This window comes from Citromicrobium bathyomarinum (genome assembly GCF_038594605.1).
Taxonomy (GTDB): domain Bacteria; phylum Pseudomonadota; class Alphaproteobacteria; order Sphingomonadales; family Sphingomonadaceae; genus Alteriqipengyuania; species Alteriqipengyuania bathyomarina_B.
Map to the genome: position 1 here is coordinate 545,159 of NZ_JBCFZM010000003.1, position 16,856 is coordinate 562,014.

At 62.3% G+C, this 16,856-nt stretch carries 11 protein-coding genes and 3 pseudogenes; 4 read left to right on the forward strand and 10 right to left on the reverse strand.

Going from position 1 to position 16,856, the window contains the following annotated elements; translation table 11 throughout:
- Positions 1-253: 253 nt before the first annotated feature.
- Complete coding sequence (locus AAG612_RS14055) at positions 254-418, reverse strand: hypothetical protein (RefSeq protein WP_342511142.1); 165 nt, start codon at positions 416-418, stop codon at positions 254-256.
- Between AAG612_RS14055 and AAG612_RS14060 the strand changes: the two genes are divergently transcribed.
- Positions 408-3,494 carry a PAS domain S-box protein gene (locus tag AAG612_RS14060; RefSeq protein WP_342511145.1) on the forward strand — a complete coding sequence of 1,029 codons (3,087 nt, stop codon included), beginning with the start codon at positions 408-410 and terminating at the stop codon, positions 3,492-3,494. The two genes, AAG612_RS14055 and AAG612_RS14060, sit on opposite strands and share 11 nt — an antisense overlap.
- 102 nt (positions 3,495-3,596) lie before the next feature.
- Here the strand turns inward: AAG612_RS14060 and AAG612_RS14065 are convergent, their stop codons facing one another.
- The 6 genes and pseudogenes from AAG612_RS14065 to AAG612_RS14090 all read right to left on the reverse strand — a co-directional run bounded on the left by AAG612_RS14065 (position 3,597) and on the right by AAG612_RS14090 (position 9,441).
- Entirely contained in the window at positions 3,597-3,737 is a 141-nt protein-coding gene (locus AAG612_RS14065; RefSeq protein WP_342511147.1) for a hypothetical protein, read from the reverse strand.
- Positions 3,738-4,156: 419 nt separating this feature from the next.
- A complete protein-coding gene (locus tag AAG612_RS14070; protein WP_342511221.1) occupies positions 4,157-5,056 on the reverse strand; it encodes a DUF2855 family protein in 900 nt (299 codons plus the stop codon).
- Positions 5,054-5,770, reverse strand: a pseudogene (locus AAG612_RS14075) (TRAP transporter substrate-binding protein); the annotation flags it as partial. The pseudogene AAG612_RS14075 and the gene AAG612_RS14070, both read right to left, overlap by 3 nt.
- 108 nt (positions 5,771-5,878) lie before the next feature.
- On the reverse strand, positions 5,879-7,252 hold the full coding sequence (locus AAG612_RS14080; protein WP_342511149.1) for a mannitol dehydrogenase family protein: 1,374 nt from the start codon (positions 7,250-7,252) through the stop codon (positions 5,879-5,881).
- Complete coding sequence (uxaC, locus tag AAG612_RS14085) at positions 7,249-8,658, reverse strand: glucuronate isomerase (RefSeq protein ID WP_342511150.1); 1,410 nt, start codon at positions 8,656-8,658, stop codon at positions 7,249-7,251. The genes AAG612_RS14080 and uxaC overlap by 4 nt, the downstream gene beginning before the upstream one ends.
- Before the next feature lie 27 nt (positions 8,659-8,685).
- Complete coding sequence (locus tag AAG612_RS14090) at positions 8,686-9,441, reverse strand: FadR/GntR family transcriptional regulator (protein ID WP_342511152.1); 756 nt, start codon at positions 9,439-9,441, stop codon at positions 8,686-8,688.
- 104 nt (positions 9,442-9,545) lie between these two features.
- Between AAG612_RS14090 and manD the strand changes: the two genes are divergently transcribed.
- Positions 9,546-10,754 carry a D-mannonate dehydratase ManD gene (gene manD / locus AAG612_RS14095; protein WP_342511154.1) on the forward strand — a complete coding sequence of 403 codons (1,209 nt, stop codon included), beginning with the start codon at positions 9,546-9,548 and terminating at the stop codon, positions 10,752-10,754.
- 38 nt (positions 10,755-10,792) lie between these two features.
- Positions 10,793-11,224 (forward strand): annotated as a pseudogene (locus AAG612_RS14100) (PfkB family carbohydrate kinase); the annotation flags it as partial.
- Positions 11,225-11,372: 148 nt separating this feature from the next.
- On the opposite strand, the pseudogene AAG612_RS14105 reads toward AAG612_RS14100, so the two are convergent.
- The 3 genes and pseudogenes from AAG612_RS14105 to AAG612_RS14115 form a co-directional block, all read right to left on the reverse strand.
- Positions 11,373-11,795, reverse strand: a pseudogene (locus AAG612_RS14105) (TonB-dependent receptor domain-containing protein); the annotation flags it as partial.
- A gap of 101 nt (positions 11,796-11,896) precedes the next feature.
- Complete coding sequence (locus AAG612_RS14110; protein WP_342511155.1) at positions 11,897-12,085, reverse strand: hypothetical protein; 189 nt, start codon at positions 12,083-12,085, stop codon at positions 11,897-11,899.
- A gap of 678 nt (positions 12,086-12,763) precedes the next feature.
- Entirely contained in the window at positions 12,764-13,654 is an 891-nt protein-coding gene (locus AAG612_RS14115; RefSeq protein ID WP_342511158.1) for a LysR family transcriptional regulator, read from the reverse strand.
- Positions 13,655-13,830: 176 nt separating this feature from the next.
- On the opposite strand from AAG612_RS14115, the gene AAG612_RS14120 reads away from it, so the two are divergent.
- Complete coding sequence (locus tag AAG612_RS14120; protein ID WP_342511160.1) at positions 13,831-16,848, forward strand: TonB-dependent receptor plug domain-containing protein; 3,018 nt, start codon at positions 13,831-13,833, stop codon at positions 16,846-16,848.
- Positions 16,849-16,856 lie beyond the last annotated feature (8 nt).

A 16,856-nucleotide genomic window follows, 5' to 3' on the forward strand; every position in this document is an offset into this window, starting at 1 on the left:
CTTCAACACTCAGAAGGGGCTGGGCTCGGTCGAGAACGCGCTGCCGACCATCGCAGTTGCTGCCGCCATGAAGCAGATTTGGGCGATCCGCTTTCATCTCGATCGCGAGGAACGATTACCCGGGACTCACCGCGCCGCAGCGGCAACTTGTGCTCGACGAGGCCGATGGCAATCCGCGTTTGCTCGACGAGATCCTGCGCTTTCTTCACGCTCGCAAGAGCGAGTAGTATCTGCCGGGCCTCATGCGCCCACCTTAATCCGGGTTCTCGGCCAGCCTCGCCCAAGCTTTCTTAAGCAGGGTTTTGTTAGTATCCAAACCAAATGAAATTAATGATTTTGATGAGAGGTCGCCGATAATGCCGTCAGACGAGGGTGCGTCCGCCCGGCGATTATCAGGCAGTCTTTGGGTGGTCGTCATTCTAACCCTCGCCTTCGGGCTGTTCGCCTGGATAGGCATCGGTTTGACGCGCGACAGTGGCCGTGTCGCGGCTCTGTGGATACCCAATGCGATCGTGCTCGCCGCAGTTTTGCGGGCCGACAAGCGGACATCGATTCAGTTCATCGGTGCCGCATTCTTGGCGAACTGCGCTACCAATCTTCTGGCTGGCGATGGCATCGGATTGGCGATTGGCCTCAGCCTGACCAATACGGCGGAGGTGCTGCTGGCACTCGCCCTGCTCCATTATCTTAGCCCCGCACCGCTCGTGATGAGCAAGCTGGCCGATCTGTGCAAGCTTGTCGCCGCGAGCATCTTTGCTCCGATCTTGTCGGCTTGCCCGGCTGCGATCATCCTGGCTTCCCCGGGCTCCACTTTTTCGGCCGATGTCTGGCTCTCCTGGGTGGTGTCGGATGGCCTCGGCTTGCTGGTCGTCACACCGGTGATGCTGATCGCGATCGATGCCTGGCGAAATCGCCGCACACCAACCCGCGAAGAGCTGAGGGAATGGGCAATATTCGTGTCGATCGCGTCGGCTGTCTCCGTCGCGGTATTTGCGCAGACGCGGTATCCCTTCCTTTTCCTGGTCGGCCCTATCTCGATAGTGGCTGCCTTCCGTACCGGGGTTCTCGGCACCGCCGTCGCCGTGCTGATCATTTCCGTCATAGCGTGGATTGCGACCCTGTTCGGGTACGGTCCTGTCATGCTGGTCCGAGGCGACCTGTCGACGAAGCTGATCGTCCTGCAGCTCTTCATCGCCAGCACCTTTTTCATGGCCCTGCCCGTCGCATCGGCCCTGGCGGGGCTGGCGGGCATGCGACGCGAATTGCGCGAGAGCAGGGACACGGCGCAGTCGATTTTGCTGGGGATGCGCGACGTCGTGTTTCGGGCGGACGCAGCAGGCCGATGGGTGTTTCTCAACCCCGCGTGGGAGGATCTTTCCGGCTACACGGTCGAGGAAAGCCTTGGCTGGCCAACCACCAAGCTGCTGACTGCTGAATCGCTGGAAGATGCTCGCGAAATCTATCCGAGAATTGCCTCGGGCGAGCTACTGGATTGCCAGCTGGAACAAGTCTTCACGGATGCGGCCGGCGCGAGGCATGATATTGTGGTCAATGTCAGGCGCCTCGCCGACGAAGATGGCAACTTCGCAGGGACAGCGGGCAATCTGCGCGATGTCACTCCCCAGAAAACCGCCGAACGACATCTGCGAGAAAGCGAAGAACGCTTTCGACTGCTGGCCGAAGCCGCCCCTGTCGGCATTTTCCGGACAGGTCCGGACAATCAGCTCGCTTATGTGAATTCTGCCTGGAGCCACATGTCGGGGCTCACCCTCGAGGACGCGCAAGACAGTGGCTGGACGAGCGCCATGACCCCTGAAGATGCAGAGCGGATCTCTGCAGGTTGGGCAAAAGCCACTGCGCTATCATCAGACTATCGTAGCGAGTTTCGCTGGCGGCACGCAGACGGGGAAGAAACCTGGGTCGATGTGCTCGTTCAGCCTATCAGGCAAGCCGATGGCGAGGTCACTGGCTACATCGGCGTCTCGGTCGACATAACCGAGCGAAAGCAGATGGAATTCGAACTGAAAGAGGCCCGCCTGCGGGCCGAGGACGCAGCCAAGGCCAAATCGGCTTTCCTCGCGAACATGAGTCACGAACTTCGTACGCCGATGAATGGTATTCTCGGCTTTGCCGATATCCTCCTCTCCGAACACCTGACCGAGCGTCAGCAGAGGCACGCGCAGTTAATCGCAGATTCGGGACGAGCGATGATGCGCCTGCTCAACGATATCCTCGACATCTCGAAGATCGAAGCGGGGCAGATGCAAATAGCCATCGAGCCGGTCGATGTTCGGCATAAACTGCTCAGCTGCGTGCGGCTGCTGAAACCGCTAGCAGCTCAGAAAGGCGTCCGACTGGATCTGGAGGTTTCCGAGCAGGTTCCCGCCCACATCGTTGGCGATCCGCACAGGCTGCGTCAGGTCGTACTCAACCTGGTCGGAAACGCGGTCAAGTTCACGCACGAGGGAAGCATTTCCCTGTGTGCCGACGTCGTGTCAGACGCATCGAAACCCGTCTTGCGAATTTGCGTCTCCGACACGGGTATCGGGATCCCCGCAGACCGGATCGATGCCGTGTTCCAGAGTTTCGCACAGGCAGAGACCTCGACTGCACGCAGATATGGCGGGACCGGCCTGGGGCTGAGCATCAGCCAAAATCTGGTGGAGCTCATGAATGGGTCCATCTCGGTCGAGAGCAAAGAGGGGGAAGGGACGACCTTCACCGTCACCTTGCCTCTCGTCGAGGCGGACGTTCCGGAGCAGAGCTTCGATAGCGATGCGAGCGTCGAACCGGTCGAGGCGGGGTACACTGCGCGCGTGCTGGTCGCCGAAGACAACGACATCAACCAGGAGCTGATCACCGCTATGGGCAAGCGCATCGGGCTCGATCTCGAAATCGCCGAAAACGGCGAGAAAGCAATTGAGCGAGTGATAGCGGCACGCGACGGCGGCAAGCGCTTCGATCTGGTGCTGATGGACGTCCAGATGCCGGTCGTTGATGGTCTGGAAGCCACGCGCAGATTGCGGGCTGCAGGGATCAATGCTGAAGAACTGCCGATCATCGCGATTACTGCGAATGCCTACGCAGAGGATATCAGGACCTGCCTGTTGGCCGGCATGCAAGCACACCTCGCGAAGCCCCTGAAATTGCAAGGTTTGCGCGAAATCCTCGATCGATGGGGCCCGCGCAAACCCGCTGCTTCGCGCAACGCTGCCGACATACAGATGCCGGCCTCACTGCTGGAAAAATACGGTGCTCGGAAGCAGAAGGTCCTGACAACGATCGAAGAAAGTCTGGGCGTAGACCTGATCGACGAAGCTCGACTGGAGGAACTGAAGGAACTGCTGCACAAGCTTGCCGGAACCGCTGGGCTGTTTGGCGATGATCGCCTTGGCGAACTGGCGTCAAGGATCGAGCACGCACTTATCGCGGAGCCAGACCGGAGTGCCCAAATTCTCCGCGAGAATTTTCCGCGCTTTCGAGAAGCGAGCTAGGCGGCCGCCTCTAACCTTGATTCTGCGGCATCGCACGAGCGACGGTGATATGCGTAAGTGGGGCCGAATTGATCGGTCGGCGTGGAAAGCGCCAGAGCGGAGTCAAACAATTCTCGGGCCACCTTTACGGCGTCCTTGAGAATTCGCCGCCTTGAGCTTCCGACGCTCATTTTCCGCGATGGTCTCAATGGTTTCCTCACGCTGGCCATTAAGCTGACAGGCAATGCCGAGCGGGGCGATCATCGCAGTGAAAGCCGTTTCGCCGACGCCAACGATCAAAGGATCTAAGCTTTGTCAGAAAGGCATCACCAGAATTCGCTCTGTGCCTCTCAATAGTCATTGGGGTGCCCGACGGACTGCCAATTCATCTCGTCCACGAGCAAATAGTAGACAGGCCTTTGCAAGCTGTCGTTCAGAGTATGCGAGGCAAGGAGCAACGGTGGACACTTCAATCCGAATGACTGCTTCTGGGCGGCCAAGGCGCGGACACGAATGTCCGAAACTAGGGCGCACGGGCTGGGGGTTTGAAAGCGGCCAACATCCTCGCCCTCGCCGATGACGCCGCAGCGGCCGTGAGAGCATTGCATCCCAGCTGCCCGCTAAAAACCGACCACCCAGGCCTCGTCCGCCGGGGTCTTGCCCAGGGCGACCGCACTCCATGCCTACTTCACGGCATCATCGCCCTCCTCGCGGTGAATCGTCAGCCAGTCGCGCGATTTCAGCGCGGTGTCTTTCCAGAAGTCGTGCGCGCGCTTTTCGAACACGCCCGGGCCCCACTCCTTGCGGCGCTTCTGGATATGGCCGGGCGCAAAGAACACTTCGCTGCGTTCGCGGATGAAGCCGGGCGGCATGGTGTTCGCGTCGTAATGGGTGACGCCGACGTTGGACGTGTACTTCATGGCGTCGCTCAGATGCTCGTGCAGCCGCCCTAGCACGCCGCCATCGCCCGACATGTCGATGATGACGGTCGGAATACTCGCGTCGATATTGTCCAGCGCGTCGTAGGTCAGGGCCTCGTCGTAGAGACCCAGCTTTTCGACCGACGCCACGCTGCGGGGCGAGGTGACGCCGACGCTCCTGGGCGCAGACGCATCGGCGGAGATCGCATGGGCGCACCCGATCGCGGTCTTGGACGACGCGCTCAGCACGACGACCTGTCTGGCCCCGTACCAGTCATGGTCCTGCATGAAGTCGTAAATGCAGAAGGATGTCGCATAGAGCGGGAACAGCACCATGCGCGCATCGTCCAGGTCGCCATCGTAATCGGGCTCTGCGACGACACGGGTGTAGGAATTGTACACCGGCGGCAGCCCTGCGCGATGCTCCGCGCCATCGACGAAACGGCCTTCGCTGACCTTTCCCGGCTGCATGACGAGGTGGCTCGCCATGGGGAAGAAGCCGTAGATCCGCTCTCCGACCGGCACCTCCGGATGGGTGGATTCAACGATCTCGGCGAAACCCCATACGGGAATGACGCCCTCCCACTCGCTTTCGACCGGGAAGAACTTCCAGTATCCGATGCGCTCTCGCATCACGCCATAGGTGACGTTGTTGGCGGTCATGACGGGGACCGAAGCCTGCGCGGCTGCGCGCACCGCTTCCTTGCCGGCGGCGGAGAGCTTATCCCAGCTACGCTTGGACATGGCGAGAATTTCGGGTGCCATCACGGGGCGAGTGAGGCTGTAGACCGGCGCCACCTCGAAATGGCGCGAGCTTTCGTAAGACGGGAAGTTGTTCTCCGCCCCGTCGATCACGCCTTGCACCATGCCCTGGTACACTTCTCCATAGGCCATCGGGGTGGCATTGCCGCCCATCGCTTCGATCATGCTGACGAACAGATCGGACGTTCGCACCCAGATTTTCAGCCCCGCCATGTCTGCCGGTTCGCGCACCGGGCGGTCGACCGTATAGATCGAGCGCGCACCGCTGTCTTAGAACGCGAGGCCGACAAGGCCGTGCTGCGTGAGGCCGGACAGGATTGCACGGCCCGGCGCCCTGTCCATCGCCGCGCGCATGTGCGGGATCGACCGGAACAGGAAAGGCAGGGATGGGACGAGCGTCTCGGGTACGAGGACGTTGAGCGGCGCGGAGTTGATGCGGATGAAATCGATGCCGCCCAACTGCGCCAGCTCCAGCGTGTCGCTCTGCCCGCCGAGCTGTTCGGAAGGGTAGACGTCGACCTTAAGCCGCCCCTCGGTGAGGCGGGCGAGCTCTTTGGCGAAGAAGCGCAGCGCCCGCACGGTCGGGTAGCTTTCCGGCTGGCTGTCCGCTGCCATCAGCGGTCGCGCGGCCGCGCGGTCGCGCTGCAGCCGCCCAGAGCGGCGGTAATGCCGAAGGCGCCGGCGCCCAGCATGGCGGACCGTCTGTTCAGGTGCAGCATGGGTTCAAGCCAGATCGCGCAGCTGCGCGATAATGAAGGCGGTTTCCGTATCGGAAGGGCTCCATGGTGATTGCACGACCCCGGCCTTGCCGAACATGGTTGTGACCAGTTCGGCCCCGGACGCTTCGGCGCAGGCGTTTTGCAACGCGTCCGCCCGAGGATCGTCGACGACACGCACCTGCCCGCTCACATGATGCAGCCAGTGGGCGATGCCCGTCAGGATCGCTTCGCACAGGCCGGCGCGGTCGTTCCGCTCGGCCAGTACCTCAAGCCAGCGCTGGCCGATCTTCTGGCTGCCATCCATCGCGATCTGGTCGAGCCGATGATTGAGCGCCGGGTTCTCGAATCGCGTGACAAGCTGATCGGCGTAGGACGCAAGGTCCTGATCTTCGCCCGCATCGATGGTCGGCGCGGCTTCTTCCAGCATCAGGCGCTTCACCAGCGCGCGAAGCTTCGGATCGGCGATGGCCTGGTGCACGTAGGTGTGCCCATGATCGAGTCCGGCATAGGCGAGCAGCGAGTGCGCGCCGTTTAGCAGGCGCAGCTTGGCGGTTTCGTAGGGTGCAACGTCGTCCACGACCTGCACGCCCTGCTTTTCCCATGCAGGGCGCGGGCCCGCGAAGTCGTCTTCGATCACCCACTGGGTGAAGCCTTCGGTGAAGATGGCACCTTCGTCGCGCAGTCCGATGCGCTGCTCCAGCGCGTCGAGATCGTCGGCGGAGGGGGCAGGCACGATGCGATCCACCATGCTATCGGGCGTGGTGCAATTTTCGGCGAACCAATCGCGCAAGGTCGGTGCCTTCGCGTCGATCCATTCGCGCATCAGCCGGCCCAGCTGCTTGCCGTTGCCCGAAAGGTTGTCGCAGCTCAGCAGCGAGAGGCCGGGCAGGCCCGCATCGCGTCGCCGAACAAGCGCCTCGCACAAAATGGGATAGAAGCCCTCGCTCGCCAGCGTGAGATCGAGCGATCCGTCGGGCGCGCGGCAATAGCCCTTCTCGGTCACGGTGAAGGTGGCGAGATGGCATTCGGGCGACGCCAGCCGATCGACAATCGTATCGCGGTCGGGCCCGGCGACCAGCACTTCGCCGACCGAACCGATCACGCGCGTGTCGCTGCCTTCGTCCGAGCGCACGGTGAGCGTATAAAGCCCATCCTGCGGATTGAGCTGCTCCGCAACCGTCGCCGAGCGCATGGAGACGCCGGTGATGCTCCACGCCTCATTCCCGGCGCGATTGCAGGCATCGGTGAACGCCGCTTGGTGCGCGCGGTGGAATGCGCCGATACCGAAATGCACGGCATGAAGTGCGCCGGACCGGTCGTAACCCGGTACGCCGACGTTGCCGGGCAACCGGTCCTTGCTCGCTTCGGAAAGCCTCACAGCTTGTACGCCGCTTTGGCGAAGTTGTACGCAAGGTCCTGCGCAAGCTCGCCCGCTTCCCAATCCTCAAGCCGATGCTGTGCCACCAGCTCTGCGAGAAAACCGCAGTCGATCCGCCGCGCCAGATCATGCCGGGCGGGGATCGAGAGGAACGCGCGCGTATCGTCGTTGAAGCCGACCGTGTTGTAGAAGCCGGCGGTCTCGGTGATCATTCGGCGATAGCGGCGCATGCCTTCCGGGCTGTCGTGGAACCACCATGCGGGGCCCAGCTTAAGCACCGGATAGTGCCCGGCCAGTGGAGCCAGTTCGCGGGCATAGGTCGTTTCGTCGAGCGTGAAGACGATCACCGAAAGCCGCGTGTCGTTGCCGTACTTCGCCAGCAGCGGTTGCAGCGCGTGAACATATTCGGTGCGCACCGGAATATCGGCGCCCTTGTCCCGCCCGAACCGTTCGAAGAGCTGCGGATTGTGGTTGCGGAAAGAGCCGGGGTGGATCTGCATCACCAGCCCGTCGTCGAGGCTCATCCCCGCCATTTCGGTCAGCATCTGCGCGCGGAACAGCTCGGCATCGGCAGCGCTGACATCGTCGGCCTGCACCCGCGCGAACAGCTGTTCGCACTCGCCGGACGAGAGATCGGCCGTCTTCGCGGTCGGGTGGCCGTGATCGGTCGAGGTCGCGCCCATTTCGCGGAAGAATTCGCGCCGCTGGCGGTGCGCGGCGAGATAGCCCTTCCACGAAGTGCAATCCTCGCCGGTCAGCTCGCCGAGCTTGCGCAGGTTATCGCGGAAGCCTTCGAACTCGGGGTCGATGACCGGATCGGGCCGGTAGGCGGTGATGACGCGCCCGTTCCAGTCGCTCTCGCGGATCTGCGCGTGGTGTTCCAGCGTGTCGAGCGGGGCCTCGGTGGTGGCGATCACCTCGATATTGAACCGATCGAACAGGGCGCGCGGACGGAACGCGTCCTGCTGCAGGCTGTCGGTGATACGGTCGTAGTAAAGGTCCGCCGTTTCGGCGGTCAGCATCTGGTCGAGATCGAAGACCTCGCTGAACACCCAGTCGAGCCAGATGCGCGAGGGCGTACCGCGGAAAAGGTGATAGTTCGCGGCCAGCAGGCGCCATGCTTCGCGCGGGTCGGCGGCGGCCCCGCTTCCCGCAGGCGCCACACCCATGTCTTCCATCGCGATGCCCTGCGAATAGAGCATCCGCAGCACGTAGTGATCGGGCACCAGCAACAGCTCGGTCGCGTTGCCGAAACTCTCGTCAAGCGCGAACCACGAGGGGTCCGTATGGCCGTGCGGGCTGACGATCGGCAGGTCGCGCACGGACTTATACAGATCGCGGGCGATCGTCCTGATGGACGGATCGGCCGGGAACAGCCGATCGGGGTGAAGCTCAAGCTTGGGCATGGGGAATTTCCGTGTTGTCTGGCGCGCTCAGGCCGTCACGCGGGAGAAGCGTTCGCGGCGCGCCTGCATATTGCGCCGGGCTTCATCCACGGCGCGCTGTTCGGTGGCGAAAAGCAGGCTCTCGAGCACTTGGGAGAGATGCGCGCGCATCGCTTCGCGCGCGGCCTTCGGGTCTCTGGCCCTCAGGGCAGTGAGGATGGCCGTGTGTTCATCGACGATCGGCTTGATGTTGGCGTGGCGCGCCTTTTCATGCAGCAGCGCCGCCTCGCGCGATGTGTGGCGAAGGCCCCACAGACGCTCCACCGTGTCGAAGAGCGCGCTGTTGCGCGCGGCCTTGGCGATAGCGAGGTGGAAGGCGGCGTCCGCCTCTTCCTTGCCATCGGGCGTCTTGTTCTCTTCTTCGATCCGGTCGACCAGTTCCGCCAGCTCGCGCAGTTCCGCATCGGTGATCTGCGCGGCAGCAAGAGCAGCCACTTCGCTCTCGACCAGCAGGCGTGCCTCGGTCAGTTCGATGGCAGAGACATCCTGCCCGCCATCCTGCTCGGCTTCGCAGGCGGAGAGAACATAGACGCCAGAGCCGACGCGTACTTCGACCAGACCCTGCACCTCGAGCGCAATGATCGCTTCGCGAATGACCGGGCGGCTGACTTCGAATTGCTCTGCCAGATCGCGCTCCGCCGGCAGGCGGCCACCGACAGGAAACTGACCGTCCTGGATCGCCGCGATCAATTTTCCCGCAATGTCTTTGTAGAGCCGCAGCGTGGACCGCATGTTGCGCTGCATCTGGGAATACCTTTTGGACTTACCGATTGCTTGAAAATTGACAGACCAAAATGCGGGCGTCAAGGAGCGACTGCTCCATAGTAGCCTGGTTTTCGGGGTCCTGCATGCAAATCCAGGCTGCCAAAGTCATCGTTACGAGCCCCGGGCGCAACTTCGTGACGCTCAAGATCGAAACCGACCAGGGAGTCCACGGAATCGGCGATGCCACGCTGAACGGGCGCGAACTTTCGGTGGTTTCCTATCTCGAAGATCACGTCAATCCGGCCCTGATCGGGAAGGATCCGCGCCGGATCGAGGATATCTGGCAGTATCTCTATCGCGGCGCCTACTGGCGTCGCGGTCCGGTGACAATGCGGGCAATTGCGGCGGTCGACGTGGCGCTGTGGGATATCAAGGCCAAGATGGCGGGCATGCCGCTGTACCAATTGCGGGGCGGACGCAGCCGCGACAAGGTGATGGTCTATGGTCATGCCAACGGCAGCGATATCGGCGAGACGGTCGAAGCCGTGGGCGAGTATATCGATCTTGGCTACAAGGCGATCCGCGCGCAGACCGGCGTGCCGGGCATCAAGGATGCCTATGGAGTGGGCCGGGGCAAGCTGCATTACGAACCCGCCGATGCGGAGCTGCCTTCGGTGACAGGGTGGGATACGCGCAAGGCGCTGGACTACGTGCCCAAGCTGTTCGAAAAGCTGCGCAATACTTACGGCTACGACCATCACCTGCTGCATGACGGCCATCATCGTTACACCCCGCAGGAAGCGGCGAACCTGGGCAAGATGCTCGAACCTTTCCAGCTGTTCTGGCTGGAAGATTGCACCGCCGCTGAAAACCAGGAAGCGTTCAAGCTGGTCCGTCAGCATACGGTCACCCCGCTTGCCGTGGGCGAGATCTTCACCACGATCTGGGACTGCAAGGACCTGATCCAGAACCAGCTGATCGACTATATCCGCGCCACCATCGTCGGCGCGGGCGGCCTGACCCATCTGCGCCGCATCGCCGACCTTGCCGCGCTGTATCAGGTGCGCACCGGCTGCCACGGCGCGACCGACCTCTCGCCCGTCACGATGGGCACCGCGCTGCATTTCGACACTTGGGTGCCGAATTTCGGCATTCAGGAATACATGCGCCATACCGAGGCAACCGACGAGGTTTTCCCGCACGATTACAGCTTCGCGGACGGCTACCTGCATTGCGGCGAAACCCCGGGCCACGGCGTCGATATCGACGAGGACCTTGCCGCGAAGTACCCTTACAAGCCTGCCTACCTCCCCGTCGCGCGACTGGAGGACGGCTCAATGTGGAACTGGTAGGAATGGCGGGCCGCAAGATCTGCCTGATCGGAGAAGGCATGGTCGAGCTGCGGAATGAAGCCGACGGCACATGCCGCATCGGGTATGGCGGCGATACGCTCAATACCGCGATCCATATGGCCCGCCACGGCTGCGACCTTGCATACGCCACTGCGCTTGGTGAAGACACTTTCAGCACGCAGCTGCACGCTGCTTGGTCTGCTGAAGGGCTCGATTGCAGCGCCATCCTGACCGACCCGGAGCGTGGCGCCGGGCTCTATGCCATCACGCTGGATACGGCGGGCGAACGCAGCTTTGCCTATTGGCGCAGCGACAGCGCCGCACGGCAGCTCTTCGCTATGCCGGGGAGCAGCGCCCTCGCACAAGCCATCCGTGAGACAGGCGCGCTCGCTTTCTCGCTGATTTCCTTGGCGATATTGCCGGAGGAGGGGAGGGAAGCCCTTGTGGCGCTCGCGCGCTCGGTCCGCGAAGCGGACGGGCTTGTCGCCTTCGACGGTAATTACCGCCCGCGCCTGTGGGAGGATGCTGCAACCGCCGCTCGCTGGCGCGACCGCGCGATCGCGGCGTCGGGTTGTCCGCACGGCGCTGGTCGAAGCCGGACGAGATATCGTAGGCTTGGCCTTTGTAGCCGGTCGAGACGGAACCGAAGGCCATCAGGTCGTCGCCGAGGAATTGCTGCAAGGCCAAGCGCCAGGTTACCGCGGTTTCGCCGGTGTCGCCTTCGTAGACGTCCGCCGGGGTGCTGCGGTTGTCCACGAACCGGACTGTGATTTCTTCGCGGTTGATACGGGCACCGCCGGTCAGCAGCGTGGTTGGCGTAATGTCGTACCCCAACTGCGCGAACGCAGCATTGCTGGTCGTCGAAGCCTCCGACTCCCAGTTCTGGCGCAGGAAGGACAGGAACGGGGCGGTTTCGCATTCGAAGCTGCGGTCGGTCGACCCGTCGGAGAAATACAGCCCGACCATGTAATCGAAAACGCCGCTCGTCGGCGATGTCAGCCGCAGCTCCTGCGAGAATTGTTTGGCCGCGTAGGGGCTCATCAGGAAGATCGTGGGCTGGCGGTGAAATCCTGGTCGTTCTCCGCATAGTAGTTCCAGTTTTGGTAACTGCTCACGGAAGACAGGGTTGCAAAACCAAGGTCTTAGTCCGCTTTGCCGGCCAGCAGAAGCTGGTCGGTATCGTTCACGTTCTCATTATTGATCGTGACCGTGCGGTTTTCCGGCCCGACGGTCACGCCGGTCAGGTCGAAGCCCTGGTTGATCGGATTGCCGCTGTCATCGACCTGGTCGAGCCGACGATAGGTATCGATCCCGCCGTTGCCGCTCGACACGCTGTAGTCGGCGATGAGGCCGATCTCGACCGCGCCGAGATTGGCATTCAGCTTGCCGCGAACGCCCCAGTTCTCTTCCGCAACGGCGTGCTGTTGTTGGTGAGATTGGTCAGGTAGCCTTCGTAGTCGGAATAGTAGCCGTTGAGCCGGAAGCCTACCTGATCGGAAATCGGGCCGGACAGCATCGCGTCGAAGCGGTATTCCTCGTCCGTGGTCGCGGTGGCCTGCGCATAGCCGGTGAAGTGGTCGGTCGGGTCTTTCGTCGCGATGTTGATTACGCAAAAAAGCGGTCTGGGCGGGCGGGGGCCGTGAATTTCCCTCGGCTGGCGCTGTGAAAATGCAGCGAGACCCCCTGCGGCGTCCGCTCATTGGTAATACCGATGATGTGGGGGCATGGACTTGGTCGGGAAGTGCGTCGTGCGCGAGCCGTCCAAGCGAGCTTTGCGCACTATCCTTCGGCCGCGATGGCTCCGCCGAGTGGGCGACGTTAAAGCGATCGGACCAAAGGTAAAACGACTTCGAATGATGGGAAACTATCGGTTCGGTCTATGGATAAGCCGGGCGGCTCTGCCGCACTGCCGATAGCTGCGTCTCGACCAGGCCCAGAAGATACTCTTGGGGATCGACGGTGCTTTGCGCCCTCCCAGAGAAGATGTCTGGCCGCCCGTCCGAGCTTGCTCACTCGCCGGCAGCGGCCCAGATACGTTCGACCACGGGCCGGGTGTTATTACGCGACCGGAATAGCCTGATCTCGAATTCGGTCTGCCAGGGGCCGGGGATCGGCCGCAAGTCCGGGTCGTTGCCATGTGCGATGATCGTCGTTTCCGGCAGCCAAGCGATCCCGAGGCCGAATGACACGGCGGTCCGCACGCTTTCCGCCAGGGTCGCACGGTACCGGGTTTGCAGACGCTGGCGAAACGGCGCGTCCTGAATCAGTTCCATGACCAGGAACGACATCATCGCGGTGCCCGAATAGCCGACATACGGGATCGGCGGGCCATCGGGGTTGTCCAGCTGCGGATCTTCGATGCTGGTGTGGGCATAGGGGACGAGCCGGTCGCGGCCGATGACCTTCTGCTCGAACACGTTGGAATCGATCGCTTCCGAACCTGTGGGCAGCGCGTAGCTGATGAAAAAATCCGTCCGCTGCTCGCTCAATGAGGAAAGGTACTCCTCCACCGTCCGGGTCTCGGCCACGACCGACACCTCGAACGGTCCGATCATCCGGTTCAGCTTCGAAACGAGCGAGGGCACGAAATAGAGCGCCAGCGTGTGGAGCGAAGCGATGGTGACCTCGTCGCGCGATTCTCGCGAGAGCGCTTCGGCCTGGAGCCGGGCTTCATAGGCATGGGAGATGATCTCGTGCGCCGCGGCCACGAATTCCGCCCCCGCAGCGGTCATGCGAATGGGATGCTGCGAACGGTCCAGCAGTTCCGCGCCGGCCCACAATTCGAGCGACTTGATACGGCGGCTGAGCGCGGACTGGGTGATATGCCGACGCTCTGCTGCACGCGCAAAGTGTCCCACTTCGGCAACACAAACGAGGTCTTCAAGCCACCTGAGATGCATAAGGCGTCGGCTTATCAGCGTCTTGCGTTTTTGTCATCGGCCATGGTCAATTTCGAATTTGCGCAGGTCGGAAGGCGCCGCCCTTATTGGGTGAAACGGAATTTCAAATTGCGGCGTTGTCGGCATCCGAAAATTTCGTCGGGATTCAGATAATCGATCAAGAATAAGGGGGTCGTATGAAAAACCTATTGCTCGTCACGTCCTGCACAGGAGCACTCGCGATCGCGATGACCCCTGGCGCCGCTCTCGCCCAGAGTACGGGCCAGGATACCGGATCGGCGGAAAACCCTGCGACACTGCCGGTTGCGACCGATCAGCAAGCCGAACCGGAAGAAAACGTCATCACGGTGACCGGCTCGCGCATCCGGCGTTCGAACGCCACGGCCGCCATTCCCCTCCAGATCTTCAATCGCGAAACGATCGAGGAAAGCGGATCGGTCGATCTCGCAGAGATTGTCGCCGAAATTCCCGGCGTCGATTCCGACCTTTCTCCCGAATCGACGAACACCAGCGTCCAGAACTCGGGCATCAGCACGATCAACCTGCGCCGCCTTGGCAGCAATCGGACGCTGACCCTGATCGACGGTCGCCGCGCCATCTCCAACGCGGGCAATGGCGAGCGCGTCAGCCTGAACACAATCCCGGCCGGGTTCGTCGACTCGATCGAAATCACCACCGGCGGCGCGTCTGCGATCTATGGGTCGGACGCGATCGCGGGGGTGGTGAACATTCTGCTCAAGGACGACTTCGACGGGTTCGACGCAAACCTGCGTTACGCTAAGCCGGAACGCTCGGGCGAGCAGGAAATCCTTGCCGACCTGGCGTGGGGCCGCAATTTCGACGAAGGGCGCGGCAACATCATGGTCGGCTTCAGCTACGAGCATGAAGACCCGATCTACGCGGATGGAACCCGCCCGGATTCGATCCGCGCCGTGTCGTGGGGCGTGCCAAGCGACATCGGCAATTTCAACGATGAGTCGCTGCTTCCGGGTTGCGATGACAGCGGGCGCTACTGCTTCACGCCCAGCCTTACTTCCTACATCCCCGGCGGGCGCTTCGAGTCCGACGATGCGTGGAATATCGGCGGCGTGTGGTACAATGATCAGTCGTTGCTGCCCGACGATGGCCGTACTTCGGGAGAAGCGTTCGAGACCTATCCGGACGGCTACAACCTTCGTCCCGGCCAGACGCTCTCGCCCGAATATGAAATGTGGTCGGGCGCGATCAAGGCGCGTTACGACCTGACGCCGAGCATCAGGTTCGACGCCGGGGCCATGTACACCGTCATCAACACGCGCGCCCGCAGCGCACCGGAAGCGGCGATTTATGGCGACACCTACGCCGTGCTCGATGCCGACGGGAATGCGACGTATGATGCCAACGGCGTCATCATCGAGGCCGAACTGCCGCAAATCGCCTCCAGCCATCCGTTCATTCCGCCCGAAGTCGAAGAAACGCGCTCGGGCTCGGTTAGCTGGTACCGCCGTTTCAACGAGCTGGGCTGGGACGAGAAGAACAATGATCGCCAGACCCTGCGGACCAATTTCGGCCTTTCAGGCGATGCGTGGGGCGACTGGCAGTGGAATGTCGGCGGCACCTACGGCACCTATAACCAGCATCAGCGTGACCTGAACGAGATCGACCTTCAGCATCTCGCGAACGCTCTTCAGGTGACAACGATCGACGGAGAAGTGGTCTGCGCCAGCGCCGCAGCGCGCGAGGAGGGCTGCGTGGCGGTCAACATCTTCGGCGAGGGTTCGATCACCGAGCCCATGGCAGACTATATCCGGTACAATGCCGACCTGCGGCAGGAACGCGAGCAGGTGACCGGCCTTGCCAGCGCCAACGGCACGTTGTTCGAGCTTCCGGCCGGACCACTCAAGGCTGCTGCGGGACTGGAATACCGTCGCGAGTACCAGCGGACCTGGGGGCAGGGAGGTGACAAGATCCTTCAGACGACCTCGACCGGCGTGCCGGATATCGAGGCGCGCTTCGACGTCATCGAAGCGTTTGCCGAGATCGACGTTCCGGTTTTGGAGACCGTTTCGCTCCAGCTCGCCGGTCGCATTGCGGACTACTCCACCGTTGGCACGGTCTCCAGCTACAACATCGGGGGCAGCTTCTTCCCAAGCCCCGACGTTCGCTTCCGCGCGCAATATTCGCGCTCGCAGCGTGCGCCGACCCTGACCGAGTTCTTCTCCCCGCCACGCGGCGACTATGACTCGCTCACCGATCCGTGCGGCGGGCTGCTGCCAGACGGTACCGGAATCACGCCGCCTCCGGGGAGCGATGCGAGTGCGGCGACGATTGCCGCCAATTGCCTCGCCGAACCGGGCATCCAGGCCTATTTTGCGGACCCGGACAACGCCGGGCAGGCGTTCGGTGTGGGGGGCAGCGTTTACGGGCCCAACGCAGGCAACACCAACCTGCGGGAAGAAACGGCGGACACGTTCACTGCGGGTGTGATCCTGACCCCCCGCTTCGTCCCCGGCCTGTCGCTGATCGTCGATTACTACCAGATCAACGTGAAGGACGCGATCGGTTCGGTCTCGACCCAGCTGGCAGCCGAGCTGTGCTACACTGCGGACAATTATCCGAACAATCGCTTTTGCGACACGATCACTCGCAACCCGGCCAATGGCGCGGTCCGCGAAGTCATCAACCAGTCCGAGAACCTCGATCGCTACGAGACGTCCGGGATCGACACCACGCTCAACTACGACTGGGAAATCGGCGGCATTCCGGGCGATTTCGATTTCAATGTGATCTACACGCACTACCTTGAGGATTCGTATTCGTTCCAAGCGATCGACGGGCTGCAGACCGAGGATACGCTCGGCATCATCGGCAATCCGAAGGACGAATTCCGCGCCAAGATCGGCTGGAGTCACGAGGGCCTGCGCGTGACCTGGACGACGCTGTTCAAGAGCGGCGGCGTGGATGACAAGGATGTTGGACCGGGCGAACCCGCCTATTTCGACGTCGGTTCGCAGTCCTATCACAACGTCTACGTCGGCTACACGCTGCGTCGCCGTCCGACGGTTCGCTTGTATGCCGGTGTGAACAACGTGTTCGACGATCTGGGGCCGTTCCTGCCCAGCGGCCTGAACAGCGGAAACAGCCGCAACATCGTGTCCTCGCTCAACGATCTCGACGGACGTGAATTCTACCTCGGCGCACGCTTCGCTTTCTGACGAGCGAT